This window comes from Ectothiorhodospira mobilis, assembly GCF_900114895.1.
GTDB lineage: Bacteria > Pseudomonadota > Gammaproteobacteria > Ectothiorhodospirales > Ectothiorhodospiraceae > Ectothiorhodospira > Ectothiorhodospira mobilis_A.
In genome coordinates this window covers 18,369-33,849 of the sequence record NZ_FOUO01000004.1, presented here as the reverse complement: position 1 = coordinate 33,849, position 15,481 = coordinate 18,369, and the positions used below count along the sequence as shown (strand labels likewise).

Genomic DNA, 15,481 nt, shown 5'->3' with positions numbered 1-15,481 from the left:
AACCTCCCGTGAACACCGCCAGCAGCCCTCCCCCTTCCGCCGCCGCCCTCATCGACGGCATCCTGGATCAGCTCAATACCGTGGTCTTTGGTAAGAAAGGGGCCGTGCGCCTGGCCCTGACCTGCCTGCTGGCCCGGGGGCACCTGCTGGTGGAGGACCTGCCGGGGGTGGGCAAGACCACCCTGGCCCACGCCCTGGCCCGCACCCTGGGGCTGGGCTTCCAGCGCATCCAGTTCACCAGCGACCTGCTGCCGGCGGACATCCTGGGGTTATCCATGTACAACACCGGCGCCCAGCGATTCGAGTTCCATCCTGGCCCCATCTTCTCCCAGGTGATCCTGGCGGACGAGATCAACCGCGCCACGCCCAAGTCCCAGAGCGCCCTGCTGGAGGCCATGGAGGAGCAGCAGGTCACCGTGGAAGGGACCACACGCCCGCTGCCGGATCCCTTCTTCGTCATCGCCACTCAGAACCCCCAGGAACAGATCGGCACCTTCCCCCTGCCGGAGTCGCAGCTGGACCGCTTCCTCATGCGCATCCATCTGGGGTACCCGGACCACGACGCCGAACGGGCCCTGCTCCAGGGCCGGGACCGGCGGGAACTGCTGGAGGATCTCACACCCCGTATCACGGAGACCCAGTTGCTGGACCTGCAGCGGGAGGTCCTGCGCGTGCATGTCTCCGAGGCCCTGCTGGACTATCTGCAGGCCCTGATCGCGCACACCCGGGAACCGGGACGCTATCAGACGGGCTTTTCCCCCCGGGCGGGCCTGGCCCTGATGCGGGCCGCCCAGGCCCGGGCCCTGGTGGATCATCGCGATCACGTCCGGCCTGAGGACGTACAGGCGGTGCTGCCCGCCGTGGGCGGCCACCGCCTGCGCCCGGTGGAGGCCCCCACCCTGCCCGCGGCGGAGGTGATCCAGGCCCTCGTCGAGGCGGTACCGGTGCCCTGAGATGCCGACCTTGACCCCACCGGGCCGCATGCGTACCGCCCTGCGGGAGCGGGCCATCGCCTGGATCACCCGGCGCCAGCCCGCCGGGGTGCGCCAGGTCACCCTGGACCGGCGCTGCATCTACATCCTGCCCACCCGCTACGGCTACACCTTCGCCGGGGTGCTGGTGGTGATGCTGCTGGGGGCCATCAACTACAGCAACAGCCTGGCCTTCCTGCTCACCTTCCTGCTGGCGGCCCTGGGGTCCAACGCCATGTGGCACACCCACCGCAACCTCCTGGGGCTGCGCATCACCCGTCTGCCGGCCGAACCGGTCTTCGCCGGGGAGACGGCCCGCCTGGCCTACAGCGTGGCCAACCCCGGACGCGTCCCCCGGCGCGGACTCACCCTGGAGGCCCCGGGGCACCCGGGCCGGGACCTCGCCGTACCGGCCCACGGGGATACGCGGGTGACCCTGACGATCCCCGCCCGCCGCCGGGGCATCCTGCGCCCGGGGCGGCTGCGGCTGCACACCCGCTACCCCCTGGGCCTGTTCCGGGCCTGGTCCTGGCTCCACCTGGAGGGGGACGTGCTGGTCTATCCCCGCCCGCTGCCGGTGGAGGATGCCGCGGGCGGCGGGGCGCCGGATAAGGACGAGGCGCGCACCAGCCGCCAGCCCGGCGGCGAGTTCACGGGGCTGCGGGGCTATACCCCCGGGGATTCGCCCCGGCGGGTGGACTGGAAGGCCCTGGCGCGCACGGGGAACCTGTACGTAAAGGAGTTCCACGAACCCCGCGGCGGGCGGCTCTGGCTGGACTGGGATGACCTGCTGGCGGGGGATGTGGAGACCCGCCTGTCCATGCTCTGCCACCAGGTGCTGCGGGCCCACGGGGCGGACCTGGAGTTCGGCCTGCGCCTGCCCGGCATCGAGGTGGCCCCGGCCCGGGGCGAGGTCCACCGGCGGCGCTGCCTGGAGCATCTGGCCCGTTTCCATTCCCCCGGGCGGGAGGGGGCATGAGCGCGCCGCTCCCGGAGGACCGCCTGCCCCCCCACGCCCTGCCGGCCCTGGCGGCGGCCCTGTTCATCGCCCTGGCACCCCACGGGTGGCATCAGCCCCCCTGGGTGCTCTCCCTGGCAGGAGTGGCCCTGGGCTGGCGGCTGCTGGTGCACGCCGGACGCGTCCCGGCCCCCGGACGCTGGCTGCTGGGGGGGCTCACCCTGGCGGCCACGGGGCTGGTGCTGGCCCGCTACGGCACCCTGGCGGGGCGCGACCCGGGGGTGGCCCTGCTGGTGCTCATGACGGGGTTGAAGTTCCTGGAGACGCGGCGCTTCCGGGATGCCATGCTCGTGGTCTTCCTGGGCTACTTCGTGGTCATCACCAACTTCTTCTACTCCCAGGAGATCCCCCTGGCCCTGTATATGGTGCTGGCGGTGTTCGCCACCACCGCCGCCCTGGTGCGGGTCAACGCCGGGGACAACGGCCCGCCGTGGGGGGAATCCCTCCGCCTCACGGGGCTGATGCTGGCCCAGGCCCTGCCGCTGATGGTGATCCTGTTCTTCCTGTTCCCGCGCATCCCGGGCCCCCTGTGGAGCATGCCCGAGGAGGAACCCGCGGCCACCACGGGCCTGTCGGATCACATGCGCCCGGGGTCCGTGAGCCGCCTGCTGCAGTCCGAAGCCCCGGCCTTCCGGGTCACCTTTGCGGGGGAGATACCCGGGGCCGCCCAGCGCTACTGGCGCGGACCGGTGTTCTGGGCCTATGACGGGCGCACCTGGCGGGCCGGTGCGGTGCCCCCGGCGCCACCGGCGATCCCCCCGCAGGCGGACACCCTGGAACACACCGTGAGCCTGGAGCCCCACGGCCAGCGCTGGCTGCTGGCCCTGGATGTCCCCGTTTCCGCGCCCCGGGACGCGCGCCTCACCGACGATGGCTACCTGGTCTCCCGGGAGCCGGTGCGGCAGGTGATCCGTTACAGCGTGCGTTCGCGCCCCGGCGCGGCCCTGGAGCCCCTGCTCTCCGGGGCGCGGCGCGAAGCGGCCCTGGACCTGCCCGGGGACGCCGCGCCCCGGGCCCGGGCCCTGGCCCGGGCCTGGCGGCGGGTCCACGGGGGCGACGATGCCGCCGTAGTACAGGCGGCCCTGGGGCATTTCCGGCAGGCGCCCTTCCGCTACACCCTGTCCCCGCCCCCGCTGCGCCGGGATGCGGTGGACCAGTTCCTGTTCGAGACCCGAGCGGGCTTCTGCGAGCACTATGCCGGGGCCTTTACGGTACTCATGCGCGCCGCCGGGATCCCGGCGCGGGTGGTCACCGGCTATCAGGGCGGGACCTTCAACCGGGCGGGGGACTACCTGCTGGTGCGCCAGTCGGACGCCCACGCCTGGACGGAGGTCTGGCTACAGGGGCGGGGCTGGACGCGGGTGGATCCCACCGGGGCGGTGGCCCCGGAGCGCATCGAGTCGGGGGTGGGGGCGGCCTTCTCGGGGGACACCACGGTGCCGGCATTCCTGCGCCGGGGGGGCGATTGGTTCGGCGACCTGCGTCTGCAGCTGGGCCTGTGGCAGGACAGCCTCAATTACTACTGGAACGGCTGGGTGCTGGCCTTCGGCCCGGAGCGCCAGCGGGAACTGCTGGCGCGTCTGGGTCTGGACGGGACCGATTGGCGGGCCCTGGTGGGGCTGATGGCCGTCGCCACCGGCCTCGTGCTGACCCTGTTCGCCGGCATCTTCCTGTGGCGCAACCGTCTGCCGATGAGAGATCCCCTGGGACGCCTGCAGACCCGTTTCGACCGCCGCCTGGCCCGGCTCGGGGTGCCGCGGGCACCCCACGAACCCCTGCCGGATTTCGCCCGGAGGGTGACCCGGGAACGCCCGGAACTGGCCGGTCCGGTGGCGGGCTTTGCCGAGGAGTACAACCGCCTGCGTTACGGGCCGCAGCCCGATCCCGCCCGCTTTGCCCGCCTGCGCGGGCACCTGCGGGCGCTTCCGGGACGGGGTGCGGCCCTATACCGCCAATTCCGGCGCCCGGGTTGATCCGGGATCGCCGCCCAGGATCCAGACGGATCCATGGGCGCCTCCTCAGGCGGCGTTGCGTCCCAGTGGGAGCCCCTGTGCTGGACGTGCCGGACGCCGGTGACGGACTTCGTTGCGGGCGGCCGTCTGCACCTCGGGACGGTCGGCGAACTGGTCCAGGGTCATGCCATCCAGGAAGGCATACAGCTGCCGGCTCAGGTCCTCCCATAGTTCGTGGGTAAGGCAGCGCTCGCCGTGCTGGCAATCCCCCCGGCCCTCACAGCGGGTCATCTGCACGCTGTCATCCACCGCCTGAATGATGCGGGCCACGCTGATCTGATTCGCGGGGCGGGAGAGACGATACCCCCCGCCGGGCCCGCGCACGCCCTCCACCAACCCGTCCCGGCGCAGCTTGGCGAAGAGTTGTTCCAGGTAGGACAGGGAGATCCCCTGGGACTGGGAGATGTCCGCCAGGGTCACGGGCCCGGTCTCGTCGTGGATGGCCAGGTCCAGCATGGCCGTGACGGCATATCGGCTCTTGGTCGAGAGTTTCATGATGTCCCTCCTGGGGTGTTCGGCTCGCATCCCGGCCCGTTCACCGGGCGGGTTTAGACTCGTTTTACAATTCCCTATCCGATTAGTCAAGTATGCAGACACAAAATTCCGCAGGGATCCTTGGGGTTCCTGGTGGCGGGTCCTGGTGGCGGGTTGGGCCGGGGAGGCTCCCCTCCAGGGGACGCCGTGCATCCATCCATGGAGGCTTGCGCGCCGCTTCCCTGCGGCGTGCACCCCTTCCGGGGATACCTCCCCGGGCCAACGTGGCATGGCGGATCCCTAGTCGAAGCGGTGTCCCTGGCGCAGGCAGTAGCCCAGCCACTTGTACAGGAAGCGGTTGAAGCGCCAGCGCATCTGCAAGGTCTTCCAGTCGGGATGATCCACCAGGCTCAGTTCCTCGCCGCTGCGGCTATGACGGCCCAGGACCTCCGCCTGGCGGGCGTCGTGGTACATGCGCACCCGCAGGTTGGGGCTGCGCCGGGCCGGGCGTTCGCCGTCGGCCTCGAAGCGGTAGGTGAGACACAGGGTGGTGGTATAGGGGCAGCATTCCAGGACCTGGAGATGCAGGTCCATGGCCCCCGGGACGCGGGAGACGCGGGGGCCCTGGATGGACCGGGGATCGGGGCACAGCTGCCGCAGGCGGATGTAGTTCGCCTCGTACAGATCCATCAGCGCCGCGAAGCTGCTGGGCAGCGGGTCCAGATAGGCGGGTGTGTGGGCTTCGACCAGCATGGCGGGATGGTAGCACAGGGACAGGCCGGGCCGTCTTTGCTAAGTTAGACGGGTTTGCGCGGCCCTGTCCCGGTGGGAAGCCGCAGCCCGTCCATCCGATCCAGAGGCGTTGCATCGAGCATGAAGATCCATCGCGTCCAGACCACCCCCTTCACCGATCAGAAACCCGGCACCTCCGGCCTGCGCAAGAAGGTGTCGGTGATGCGCACGCCCCATTACCTGGAAAACTTCGTGCAGGCGGTATTCGACGCCCGCCCGGATCTGCACGGCGGCACCCTGGTGCTGGGGGGGGACGGTCGCTACTACAACCGCGAGGCCATCCAGGTCATCCTGCGCATGGCGGTGGCCAACGGCGTCTCCCGGGTGCTGCTGGGACGCGGCGGGATCCTGTCCACACCGGCCGCCTCCTGTCTGATCCGCAAGTACCGCACCCAGGGGGGGATCATCCTCTCCGCCAGCCACAACCCCGGCGGCCCCGACGAGGACTTCGGCATCAAATTCAACACCCCCAACGGCGGGCCCGCTCCGGAGCGGGTGACCGAGGCCATCCATGCCCGGGCCTGCGAACTGGAGCACTACCGCATCGCCGAGATGCCGGAGGTGGACATCGACCGCTTGGGGAGGATCCAGGTGGGCCCCATGACCGTCTCGATCGTGGATCCGGTGGACGACTATGCCGAGCTCATGCAGTCCCTGTTCGATTTCGACCGCATGCGCGCCCTGTTCACGGAGGGGCGCTTCTCCATGCGCTTCGATGCCATGCAAGCCGTCACCGGGCCCTACGCCCGGCGCATCCTGGAGGAGATGCTGGGGGCACCGAAGGGCACGGTGGTGAGGGCCGATCCCCTGCCGGATTTCGGCGGCGGGCATCCGGACCCCAACCTGGTCCATGCCCAGGACCTGGTGCAGGCCATGGCGGCGCCGGACGGGCCCGACTTCGGGGCTGCCTCCGACGGTGATGGGGACCGCAACATGATCCTGGGTCGGAACTTCTTCGTCACCCCCAGCGACAGCCTGGCGGTGCTGGCGGCCAATGCCCACCGGGTGCCGGGGTATGCCCGGGGCATCGCCGGTATCGCCCGTTCCATGCCTACCAGCCGCGCGGCGGACCGGGTGGCCCGGGCGCTGGGGGTGGAGGCCTTCGAGACCCCCACCGGCTGGAAGTTCTTCGGCAACCTGCTGGATGCCGGGCGCGTCACCCTCTGCGGTGAGGAGAGCTTTGGCACCGGCTCGGACCATGTGCGCGAGAAGGACGGCCTCTGGGCCGTGCTCTTCTGGCTCGACCTGCTGGCGGCGCGGCGGGAGTCGGTGGAGGCCATCGTGCGCGACCACTGGCGCCGCTTTGGCCGCGACTTCTACACCCGGCACGACTACGAGGGCCTGCAGGAGGACGGGGCCCGGGCCCTGATGCAGGCCCTGCGCCGGCGCCTGGATACCCTGCCGGGGCAGCGCCTGGGGGATTACACGGTGACCCACGCCGACGATTTCGCCTACACCGATCCGGTGGACGGCAGCCAGGCCCGGGGCCAGGGCATCCGGCTGTTGTTCGGGGACACGGCGCGGCTGGTCTTTCGCCTCTCCGGCACCGGCACCTCCGGCGCCACCCTGCGGGTCTATGCCGAGCGCTTCGAGGCGGATGCCGCAAGACACGGCGACACGGCCCAGACGGCCCTGGAGCCGCTGCTGGCGGTGGCCCGGGAGGTGGCCGACATCCCGGGCCACACCGGACGGGAGGCCCCGGACGTGGTCACCTGAACCCCCGGGCCGCGGCGGGCAATCCGGCAAAACCTTATAATGAAAAGTAAAATCAAGGCCTTGCCTTGCAGGTTAAGGACAGACCTGATATCTATAAGACCGCTTGATGCACCGCGACAGGCCACCCCGGTACCACCGGGGCCCGGCGCGCCTAGGTCCAACCGACCCGAGACACCCCATGGTCCCCCGGCAGCCGCCCCGGGACCCCGTTGACGTTCACCCGCCCCGGGGCGGGACACCCAAGCGGAGCACACGATCCATGCCCAAGCATCCACGGCCGCTTTCACCGCATCTGCAGGTCTACCGCCCACAGCTCACCTCCGTCCTGTCGGTGTTCCACCGCGGCACCGGCGGGGCGTTGAGCGTGGCCAGCGTGATCCTGATCTACTGGCTCTGGGCCGTGTCCGCCGGACCGCAGGCCTACGCCACGGCCCAGGGCCTGCTGCATAGCTGGTTCGGGGTGTTGGTGGTGGTGGGCATCAGCGGATCCATCTTCTATCACCTGTGCACCGGCGTGCGTCACCTGGTCTGGGACACGGCCTGCGGGCTGGACATCCGCTCGGTCTACCGCAGCGGCGGCATCGCCTTGTTCATCGCCCTGCTGCTCACCCTGGCCTTCTGGTTCGTGGCGCTGTGGAGTGTGGGTCTGATCCAATCGCTTTGGAAGGGGGTGCTGTCATGAGCAGTCTGCGTTCACCGCTGGGCCGGGCCCGGGGTTGGGGCTCCACCGGGGAGGGTTCCCATCACTGGTGGGTCATGCGTCTGAGTTCCGTGGCCATGGTGCCGCTCATGCTGTGGCTCATGTTCAGCCTGGCCGCCCTGGCCGGGGCAGATCACGCCACCGTGACCGCCTGGCTGGCCTTCCCGCTGAACACGGCCCTGATGATCCTGGCCGTGGCCACCCTCTTCTTCCACGCCAACATGGGCCTGCAGGTGATCATCGAGGACTACGTGCACCACGCCGGGCTGAAGTTCGCGACGCTCATCGCCGTGAAATTCGCCCTGATCCTGCTGGCGGTGACCGGGATCGTCGCCATATTCCGCATTGCTTTCGGGAGCTGATTTGATGAAGGGCGACTACAAGATCATCGACCATGCCTACGACGTGGTGGTGGTGGGGGCCGGCGGCGCCGGCCTGCGCGCCACCTTCGGCATGGCGGAAAAGGGCCTGAAGACCGCCTGCGTCACCAAGGTTTTCCCCACCCGCAGCCACACCGTGGCCGCCCAGGGGGGCATCTCCGCGGCCCTGGGCAACATGGGCGAGGACGACTGGCGCTGGCACATGTACGACACCGTCAAGGGCTCCGACTGGCTCGGTGACCAGGACGCCATCGAGTACATGTGCCGCGAGGCGGCCCCGGCCATCATCGAGCTGGAGCACTACGGCGTGCCCTTCTCCCGCACCGACGACGGGCGCATCTACCAGCGGCCCTTCGGCGGCATGACCACCCACTTCGGCGAGGGCCGCGCCCAGCGCACCTGCGCCGCCGCCGACCGCACCGGCCACGCCATCCTGCACACCCTCTACCAGCAGGCCCTGCGCCACCAGGCGGAGTTCTTCGTGGAGTACTTCGCCACCGACCTGATCATGGACGGGGAGACCTGCCGCGGCGTCATGGCCCTGAACCTGCTGGAGGGGACCATCCACCGCTTCAACGCCCACCTGGTGGTGCTGGCCACCGGCGGCTACGGGCGCAGCTACTTCTCCTGCACCTCGGCCCACACCTGCACCGGCGACGGCAACGGCATGGTGCTGCGCGCCGGCCTGCCCCTGCAGGACATGGAGTTCGTGCAGTTCCACCCCACCGGTATCTACGGCGCCGGCTGCCTCATCACCGAGGGGGTGCGCGGCGAGGGCGGCTATCTCACCAACGCCAAGGGGGAGCGGTTCATGGAACGCTACGCCCCCAACGCCAAGGACCTGGCCTCCCGGGACGTGGTCTCCCGCTCCATGACCATCGAGATCAACGAGGGCCGCGGGGTGGGCCCGAAGCAGGACCATATCCATCTGCACCTGGAGCACCTGGGGCCCGAGGTGATCCACGAGCGTCTGCCGGGCATCGCCGAAACGGCCAAGATCTTCGCCGGTGTGGACGTCAGCCGCGAACCCATCCCGGTGCTGCCCACGGTGCACTACAACATGGGGGGCATCCCCACCAACCACCACGGCGAGGTGCTCACCCTCAAGGACGGGGACCCCGACCGCGTGGTGCCGGGGCTCATGGCCATCGGCGAGGCGGCCTGCGTGTCCGTGCACGGCGCCAACCGCCTGGGCTCCAACTCCCTGCTGGACCTGGTGGTCTTCGGCCGCGCCGCCGCCCACCGCGCCGCGGAGATCGTCTCCGGCATCGGCGCCGATGTGCGGCCGCTGCCGGACGGGGCCGCCGACCCCGCCCTGGAGCGCCTGGACCGGCTGCGCAACGCCAACGGCAACCGTCCCACCGCCAGCATCCGCAAGGACATGCAGCACACCATGCAGCGTTACGCCGCCGTGTTCCGCACGGGCGAGACCCTGAAAGAGGGCTGCGAGCGCATGGACGAGATCATGGACTCCTTCGCCGAGGTCCACGTGAGCGACCGCTCCCTGGTGTGGAACCTGGACCTGATGGAGACCCTGGAACTGGAGAACCTGCTGGGCTGCGCCGTGGCCACCATCCGCTCCGCCCTCAACCGCGAGGAGAGCCGCGGGGCCCACGCCCGGGAGGACCACCCGGAGCGCGATGACGAGCACTGGATGAAGCACACCCTCTCCTGGGTGGATCACCAGGGCCGGGTAAAACTGGACTACCGCCCGGTGCACATGTACACGCTCAGCGACGATGTGGACGTCGTCCCGCCCAAGGCGCGGGTCTACTGATCCGCCGACTCAGGAGAACGCAAGACCATGGCCCAGTTCGTACTGCCGATCCAATCCCGCGTCAAGGAGGGCATGACCTTCAAGGCCGAGGGCGCCTCCAGCGAGAACATCAAGCGCTTCAAGATCTACCGCTGGAACCCGGAGACCGAGGACAACCCGCGCATCGACACCTACGAGGTGGACATGGACAGCTGCGGGCCCATGGTCCTGGATGCCCTGATCAAGATCAAGGAGGAGATCGACCCCACCCTGGCCTTCCGCCGCTCCTGCCGCGAGGGCATCTGCGGCTCGTGCGCCATGAACATCGATGGCACCAACACCCTGGCCTGCACCAAGCCCATCGCCGAGATCAAGGGGGATGTGCGCATCTACCCCCTGCCCCACATGGAGGTGGTCAAGGACCTGATCCCGGAGATGACCCACTTCTACGCCCAGTACGCCTCCATCAAGCCCTGGCTGCAGACCGAGACCCCGGCGCCGCCGGACCGGGAACGGCTGCAGTCCAAGGAGGACCGGCTCAAACTGGACGGGCTCTACGAGTGCATCCTCTGCGCCTGCTGCTCCACCAGCTGCCCCAGCTACTGGTGGAACGGGGACCGTTACCTGGGCCCCGCCACCCTGCTGCAGGCCTACCGCTGGATCGCCGATTCCCGGGACGAGGCCACGGGTGAACGACTGGATGAACTGGATGACGCATTCAAGGTCTTCCGCTGCCACACCATCATGAACTGCACCCGCACCTGCCCCAAGGGCCTGAACCCCGGTCTGGCCATCGCCGAGATCAAGAAGCAGTTGGTGCTGCGCAAGTGACGCAAAGAGCCAGGCCATGAACGCCCCCTCCGTCCTATTGTGGCGCTGCCGGCGGGGCACCAAGGAACTGGACCTGATGCTGGAGCGCTTCCTCCACGCCCACTGGGCGGGGCTGGATGCCCACCAGCGCCGGGCCCTGGAGGCCCTGCTGCAGCGGGAGGACGCCGACCTGCAGCGCTGGCTGCTCTATGGCGAGGAGGTGGAGGTGGCGGAGCTGGCCCCCATCGTGGCGCGGGTGCGCTCCGCCTTCGTACGGGGTAGCTCCGCCCCCTGAGGCCTACCCCGGGTCCTTCGGGGCGGCCCCCTCAGGATCCCCCCCACCGCCGCCCGTACGCAGACGCCCCCGCAACCGGCGCAGTGCATGGCGCTCAACGGCATCCGCCAGGAGCGGGCAGCGCCGGTGGCGTCCGCGGGCGTCCCGCAGGCACAACAGCACACACCCCGGGAGCAGGGTGGTCTCCGGCAGCACCGCAACCTCCTGGCGGCGACCGCCCCTCTCCAGCCACCAGCCCCCGCTGGGGTCATGGCCGATGGCGGTGATACGCCCCGGCCCCGCATGCCGTAGCCACTCCCGCACCAGGCTCACCGCCACCAGGGCAAGCCCCACCGCGCGCAGCCAGGCCGGAAGGGCACTTACCCCCAGGGCCAGCGCGGCGCCCACATGCAACGCGCACAACCCCGCCAGCAGGACCCGGGAGATCCCCACGTCCACCCTCAGCCCCGCCGGATACGCTGCCACCGCCATCCCCCCGCCTGCATCACCGCCCCATTCCTTAGCGTTTCAGTCAGAGAAACAGACAGTTATTGATCCAGACCATACAGCATGCAGGGACGTTATTGTGCATAATACGCATGCGGGATAGCATCAAGGCATCCATCTCGACGCAGTGGAGCAACCAACAAGGTGCGGCCGTCACCCGGCGCCGCGGGGCACGTAACGCCATGTCCGCGTTCGCCGGGACCGGCGGCGGCCAACATGCAGCAGGAGATCACCCTATGTCATCAACAGAATTAGCCGCAAACATGCGGGATCTGGTCATGGTGGGAGGGAATATCCTCACCATCGCAGGATTCATCGGCGCGGGCCTTCTGGGGTTCTGGTTCGGCCGCCAGCAGGGGGACGCCGGCCGCGTCCTGGAGCTGGAATCGGAGGTGGAGAACCAGCGGCGCAAGCTGGAGAGCTACCGCTCCCAGGTGAACCGCCACTTCGAGAAGACCGCCACCCTGTTCACCGGCATGGCCCATTCCTACCGCGAACTCTATGAGCATCTGGTGGACAGCTATGACCGGCTGGGCAACGGTCCCTCCAGCCGCTTCCTGCCGCGCCGCGCCTCCGCCCTGCTGGAGCTCTCCCGCGAGGAGCAGCGCCGCGCCATCCCGGGCAGGGCCCGGCCGTCCGAGGCGGAACCGGCCAAGGCCCCCGACCCGCGGGGCGCCACTGCATTCAAGCCGGAGGCCAAGCCCCAGCAGGCCGCCACCGCCAAGCCCGCCGCGCAACAGAAGCCGGCCCCCGCCGCCAAGGCCACCGACCCGCGGGGTCCCACGGCGTTCAAGCCCGAGGCCAAGCCCCAGCAGACCGCCGCCGCCAAGCCCGCTGCCGGCCGGCCCCAGGCGGCCACCTCCGCCAAGGCCGCCACCCCGGCACAGAAACCGGATCCCCGCGGCGCCACCGCCTTCAAGCCGTCCACCCAGGCCCAGAAGCTGACCACCCAGGCCCGCAGCGCCACCCCGGCGCAGAAGCCGGTGCAGAAGCCTGCCGCGCAGCGGCCCGCCGTGGCGGCCCCGCGTCCCACCACCCCCCTGCGGCCCGCCAAGGCCAACGGCGGGCGCACCATCCCCGGTGCCAACACCGTGGTGAAGCAGCCCGGGCAGCCGGACCGCATCCGTGTGACCCCCAAGGGGGGCAAGGGGAGCCGGGCGGCGCAGAAGCGCTGATACCACCCCTGCGGATCGCTGCGGACCATGGGTCCGCCACCCAAAGGCCCCGCCAAAGCGGGGCCTTTTCGTATCTGCGGGCCTTGCACCCTGCCGTGCGGCCCAACCGGCCCCCGATGGCCCCGGGCGCCCACCTCTTGTAAGATGCCTCCAACCACGCCGATACGGAGGCGCTGATTGCCATGAAACCCGAGTGGAGCAAGATCCTTCTGGAGGCGGGCGCGGAACTGGAGGGGGAGCGCGTCCTGGACTACGGCAACCCGGAGCTGGAACGGAGCGTGGCCCTGACCGGGGACGTCCTCTGCGACCTGTCCCATCAGGGCCTCATCGGTGCCTACGGCCCCGAGACCGCGGAGTTCCTCCAGGGACAGCTCACCGTCGACGTGCCCGCACTGGATCCCGCCCACAGCCACCTGGGGGCCTTCTGCAACGCCAAGGGCCGCATGCTGGCGGACTTTCGCATCTTCCGCCGCGGTGAGACCTGGTTCCTGCGCCTGCCCCGGGAGCAGGTGCAGCCCACCCTCAAGCGTCTGTCCCTGTTTGTATTGCGGGCGAAGGTGACCCTGGAGGATGCCGACGACGCCCTGGTGCGCTTCGGCCTGTCCGGCCCCCATGCCGCCGAACACCTGGGCGCAGCCCTGGGGGGGCCGGTGCCGGGGGCGGTGGACGACGTGGTGCACCATCAGGGGGCGACCCTGATCCGCGTGCCGGGCGTCCATCCCCGCTTCGAGATCTACGGCGAGCTGGAGGCCCTCACCCACCTATGGGAGGCCCTCAACGTGCGCGCGGCCCCGGTGGGTGCGGCCCAGTGGGCCCTGCTGGACATCCTCGCTGGCGTGCCCCAGATCCATGCGGAGAACGCCGAAGCCTTCGTGCCGCAGATGACCAACCTGCAGCTCCTGGGGGGCGTGAGTTTCAACAAGGGGTGCTACCAGGGGCAGGAGGTGGTGGCCCGCATGCACTACCTGGGCCGCCTCAAGCGGCGCATGTACCGGCTGCACCTGCCCCTGGAGGCGCCCCCGCCCCCGGGCACGGCCCTTTTTGATCCCCAGGTGGAGGCGGAGCAGCCGGTGGGCCGCATCGTACAGGCCCAGCCCCATCCCGATGGCGGGGTGGAGGCCCTGGCGGTGCTGCAGATCGCCAGCGCCGAGGGGGGACATCCCCGCCTGGGGGCGGCCCAAGGGCCCGCGGCGGAGATCCGGCCCCTGCCCTACGCCTTCGAGGCCGGCGCGGGGGAGGGATGATTCCCCGGGGGGCAGTGCCGACGTCCGGGGCATCCCTCTGCGGCCAACGGCGTCTACGGTCCATAGGCTTGGGGATGCCCCTATGAGATACCTGTTCTTCCTCTTCGTCCTTGAACTGCTGCTGCTCTGGGGGGCCTTCTTCAGCCGCCCCAACCGGCGCGCCCTCTCCAACGCACTCTACATCGCGGCGGCGGTGCTGGGGGCGCTGCTGCTGGCGGGCTACCTGCGCCTGGTGTAGAGGGCTGGCTCAGCGCCCCTTCTTCTTGATGTGACGCATCAAGCGCTTGCGTTTGTGCTGCTGCCGCGGGGTGAGGGTGTTGCGCCGGTCGGCATAGGGGTTCTCGCCGGTACGAAACTCCATGCGGATGGGGGTCCCCACCAGCTGCAACTGCTGCCGGAAGAAGTTGCTCAGATAGCGCTTGTAGCTCCCCGGGAGCCGTTCGGTCTGGTTACCGTGGATGACGAAGACCGGGGGATTGCGGCCCCCCTGGTGGGCATAGCGCAGCTTGATGCGCCGACCCCGCACCAAGGGGGGCTGATGCTCCGACACCGCCCGCTCCAGCAGGCGGGTGAGTTCCCCGGTGGACACCTTAACCGCGGCGGCCTCATGGGCGCGCTGCACGGCGCCGAACAGATCCCCCACGCCGGTGCCGTGCAGGGCAGAGATGAAGCGGTACTCGGCGAAGTCCAGAAAGGGCAGCTTCAGGGCCACGTCCGCCCGCACCCGGTCCCGGGCCTCCGGCGTCAGGCCATCCCACTTGTTCACTGCCACCACCAGGGCACGTCCCGCCTCCAGCACCATGCCCAGCAGGTGGGCATCCTGCTCGGCCACCCCCTGCCTGGCGTCCAGCAGGAAGATCACCACATGGGCCGCCTCCACCGCCTGCAGGGTCTTGACCACGGAGAACTTCTCCACGGTCTCCTTCACCCGCGCCCGGCGGCGCACGCCGGCGGTGTCGATGAGGGTGTACACCTGTCCGTCCCGCTCGAAGGGCACGTAGACGCTGTCCCGGGTGGTGCCGGGGATGTCGCTGGCCAGCAGCCGCTCCTCCCCCAGGATGCGGTTCACCAGGGTGGACTTGCCGGCGTTGGGCCGCCCCACGAAGGCGATGCGGATCCCCGGCCAGCGCTCCTTCTCCTCATCCTCCGGATCCTCCAGATGGGGCAGGTGCCCTTTCACCGTCTGCATCAGACCGGCGATGCCGCGCCCATGGGCGGCGGCGATGGGCAGGGGATTCCCCAGGCCCAGGGCATGGAACTCCGCGGCCGCTGCGTCCGGATCCACACCGTCGGTCTTGTTGAGCACCAGGAGCACGGGCTTGCCAAAGCCCCGCAACTCCGTAGCGATGGCCTCGTCAGCGGCGGTGAGGCCGTCCCGCCCATCCACCAGGAACAGCACCAGATCCGCCTCCTGGATGGCCTGGCGGGTCTGGCGGGCCATGAGGGTGTCCAGGGTCTCCGCCTCGCCACTGAGGCCGCCGGTGTCCACCAGCATGTAGCCAAAGCCCCCCACCCGGCCAGTGCCGTACTGGCGGTCCCGGGTCAGGCCCGGCAGGTCCGCCACCAGGGCGTCCCGGGAACGGGTGAGCTGGTTGAACAGGGTGGATTTGCCCACGTTGGGCCGCCCCACCAGGGCGATCACCGGCTTCATC

Annotated in this window: 16 protein-coding genes; 12 read left to right on the top strand and 4 right to left on the bottom strand. The window is 69.9% G+C overall.

Features of this window, described 5'->3' with window-relative positions; genetic code table 11:
• Positions 1-8: 8 nt before the first annotated feature.
• Genes BM214_RS04140 through BM214_RS04130 form a run of 3 tightly spaced genes read left to right on the top strand, consistent with a single transcriptional unit; the run spans position 9 to position 3,962 of the window.
• Positions 9-953 carry an AAA family ATPase gene (locus tag BM214_RS04140; RefSeq protein WP_425319154.1) on the top strand — a complete coding sequence of 315 codons (945 nt, stop codon included), beginning with the start codon at positions 9-11 and terminating at the stop codon, positions 951-953.
• A 1-nt stretch (position 954) separates the two neighbouring features.
• Positions 955-1,950, top strand: coding sequence for a DUF58 domain-containing protein (locus tag BM214_RS04135; RefSeq protein WP_177217575.1), 996 nt, complete (start codon positions 955-957; stop codon positions 1,948-1,950).
• The gene (locus BM214_RS04130; protein WP_090483952.1) at positions 1,947-3,962 is read left to right on the top strand and encodes a transglutaminase TgpA family protein; all 2,016 of its coding nucleotides are present in this window, start codon (positions 1,947-1,949) and stop codon (positions 3,960-3,962) included. Before BM214_RS04135 ends, BM214_RS04130 begins: the two co-directional genes overlap by 4 nt.
• Before the next feature lie 45 nt (positions 3,963-4,007).
• On the opposite strand, the gene BM214_RS04125 is transcribed toward BM214_RS04130, so the two are convergent.
• Together BM214_RS04125 and BM214_RS04120 are read right to left on the bottom strand one after the other, a co-directional pair.
• The gene (locus BM214_RS04125) at positions 4,008-4,496 is read right to left on the bottom strand and encodes a Fe-S cluster assembly transcription factor (RefSeq protein WP_090483951.1); all 489 of its coding nucleotides are present in this window, start codon (positions 4,494-4,496) and stop codon (positions 4,008-4,010) included.
• A gap of 279 nt (positions 4,497-4,775) precedes the next feature.
• Complete coding sequence (locus BM214_RS04120; RefSeq protein WP_090483950.1) at positions 4,776-5,228, bottom strand: DUF1249 domain-containing protein; 453 nt, start codon at positions 5,226-5,228, stop codon at positions 4,776-4,778.
• A gap of 120 nt (positions 5,229-5,348) precedes the next feature.
• On the opposite strand from BM214_RS04120, the gene BM214_RS04115 reads away from it, so the two are divergent.
• The 6 genes from BM214_RS04115 to BM214_RS04090 all read left to right on the top strand — a co-directional run bounded on the left by BM214_RS04115 (position 5,349) and on the right by BM214_RS04090 (position 10,924).
• Positions 5,349-6,983 (top strand): alpha-D-glucose phosphate-specific phosphoglucomutase, encoded by a 1,635-nt coding sequence (locus BM214_RS04115; protein ID WP_090483949.1) that lies wholly within the window; start codon positions 5,349-5,351, stop codon positions 6,981-6,983.
• A 259-nt stretch (positions 6,984-7,242) separates the two neighbouring features.
• A complete protein-coding gene (sdhC, locus tag BM214_RS04110) occupies positions 7,243-7,665 on the top strand; it encodes a succinate dehydrogenase, cytochrome b556 subunit (protein ID WP_090483948.1) in 423 nt (140 codons plus the stop codon).
• A complete protein-coding gene (gene sdhD / locus BM214_RS04105) occupies positions 7,662-8,045 on the top strand; it encodes a succinate dehydrogenase, hydrophobic membrane anchor protein (protein ID WP_090483947.1) in 384 nt (127 codons plus the stop codon). Before sdhC ends, sdhD begins: the two co-directional genes overlap by 4 nt.
• A 4-nt stretch (positions 8,046-8,049) precedes the next feature.
• Positions 8,050-9,840: a succinate dehydrogenase flavoprotein subunit gene (gene sdhA / locus BM214_RS04100; protein WP_177217574.1), complete on the top strand. Its 1,791-nt coding sequence runs from the start codon at positions 8,050-8,052 to the stop codon at positions 9,838-9,840.
• A gap of 27 nt (positions 9,841-9,867) precedes the next feature.
• Positions 9,868-10,650: a succinate dehydrogenase iron-sulfur subunit gene (locus BM214_RS04095; protein WP_090483945.1), complete on the top strand. Its 783-nt coding sequence runs from the start codon at positions 9,868-9,870 to the stop codon at positions 10,648-10,650.
• Positions 10,651-10,666: 16 nt separating this feature from the next.
• Entirely contained in the window at positions 10,667-10,924 is a 258-nt protein-coding gene (locus tag BM214_RS04090) for an FAD assembly factor SdhE (RefSeq protein ID WP_090483944.1), read from the top strand.
• A gap of 3 nt (positions 10,925-10,927) precedes the next feature.
• On the opposite strand, the gene BM214_RS04085 is transcribed toward BM214_RS04090, so the two are convergent.
• Positions 10,928-11,395, bottom strand: coding sequence for a protein YgfX (locus BM214_RS04085; RefSeq protein ID WP_090483943.1), 468 nt, complete (start codon positions 11,393-11,395; stop codon positions 10,928-10,930).
• Positions 11,396-11,646: 251 nt separating this feature from the next.
• On the opposite strand from BM214_RS04085, the gene BM214_RS04080 reads away from it, so the two are divergent.
• From BM214_RS04080 to BM214_RS12490, 3 genes are all read left to right on the top strand, one after another.
• Positions 11,647-12,585 carry a Z-ring associated ZapG family protein gene (locus BM214_RS04080; protein ID WP_177217573.1) on the top strand — a complete coding sequence of 313 codons (939 nt, stop codon included), beginning with the start codon at positions 11,647-11,649 and terminating at the stop codon, positions 12,583-12,585.
• Positions 12,586-12,767: 182 nt separating this feature from the next.
• On the top strand, positions 12,768-13,829 hold the full coding sequence (gene ygfZ, locus BM214_RS04075) for a CAF17-like 4Fe-4S cluster assembly/insertion protein YgfZ (RefSeq protein WP_090483941.1): 1,062 nt from the start codon (positions 12,768-12,770) through the stop codon (positions 13,827-13,829).
• Between the two features lie 82 nt (positions 13,830-13,911).
• The gene (locus BM214_RS12490) at positions 13,912-14,067 is read left to right on the top strand and encodes a hypothetical protein (protein ID WP_177217572.1); all 156 of its coding nucleotides are present in this window, start codon (positions 13,912-13,914) and stop codon (positions 14,065-14,067) included.
• A gap of 9 nt (positions 14,068-14,076) precedes the next feature.
• On the opposite strand, the gene der is transcribed toward BM214_RS12490, so the two are convergent.
• The gene (der, locus tag BM214_RS04070; RefSeq protein ID WP_090483940.1) at positions 14,077-15,480 is read right to left on the bottom strand and encodes a ribosome biogenesis GTPase Der; all 1,404 of its coding nucleotides are present in this window, start codon (positions 15,478-15,480) and stop codon (positions 14,077-14,079) included.
• Position 15,481: the final 1 nt, after the last annotated feature.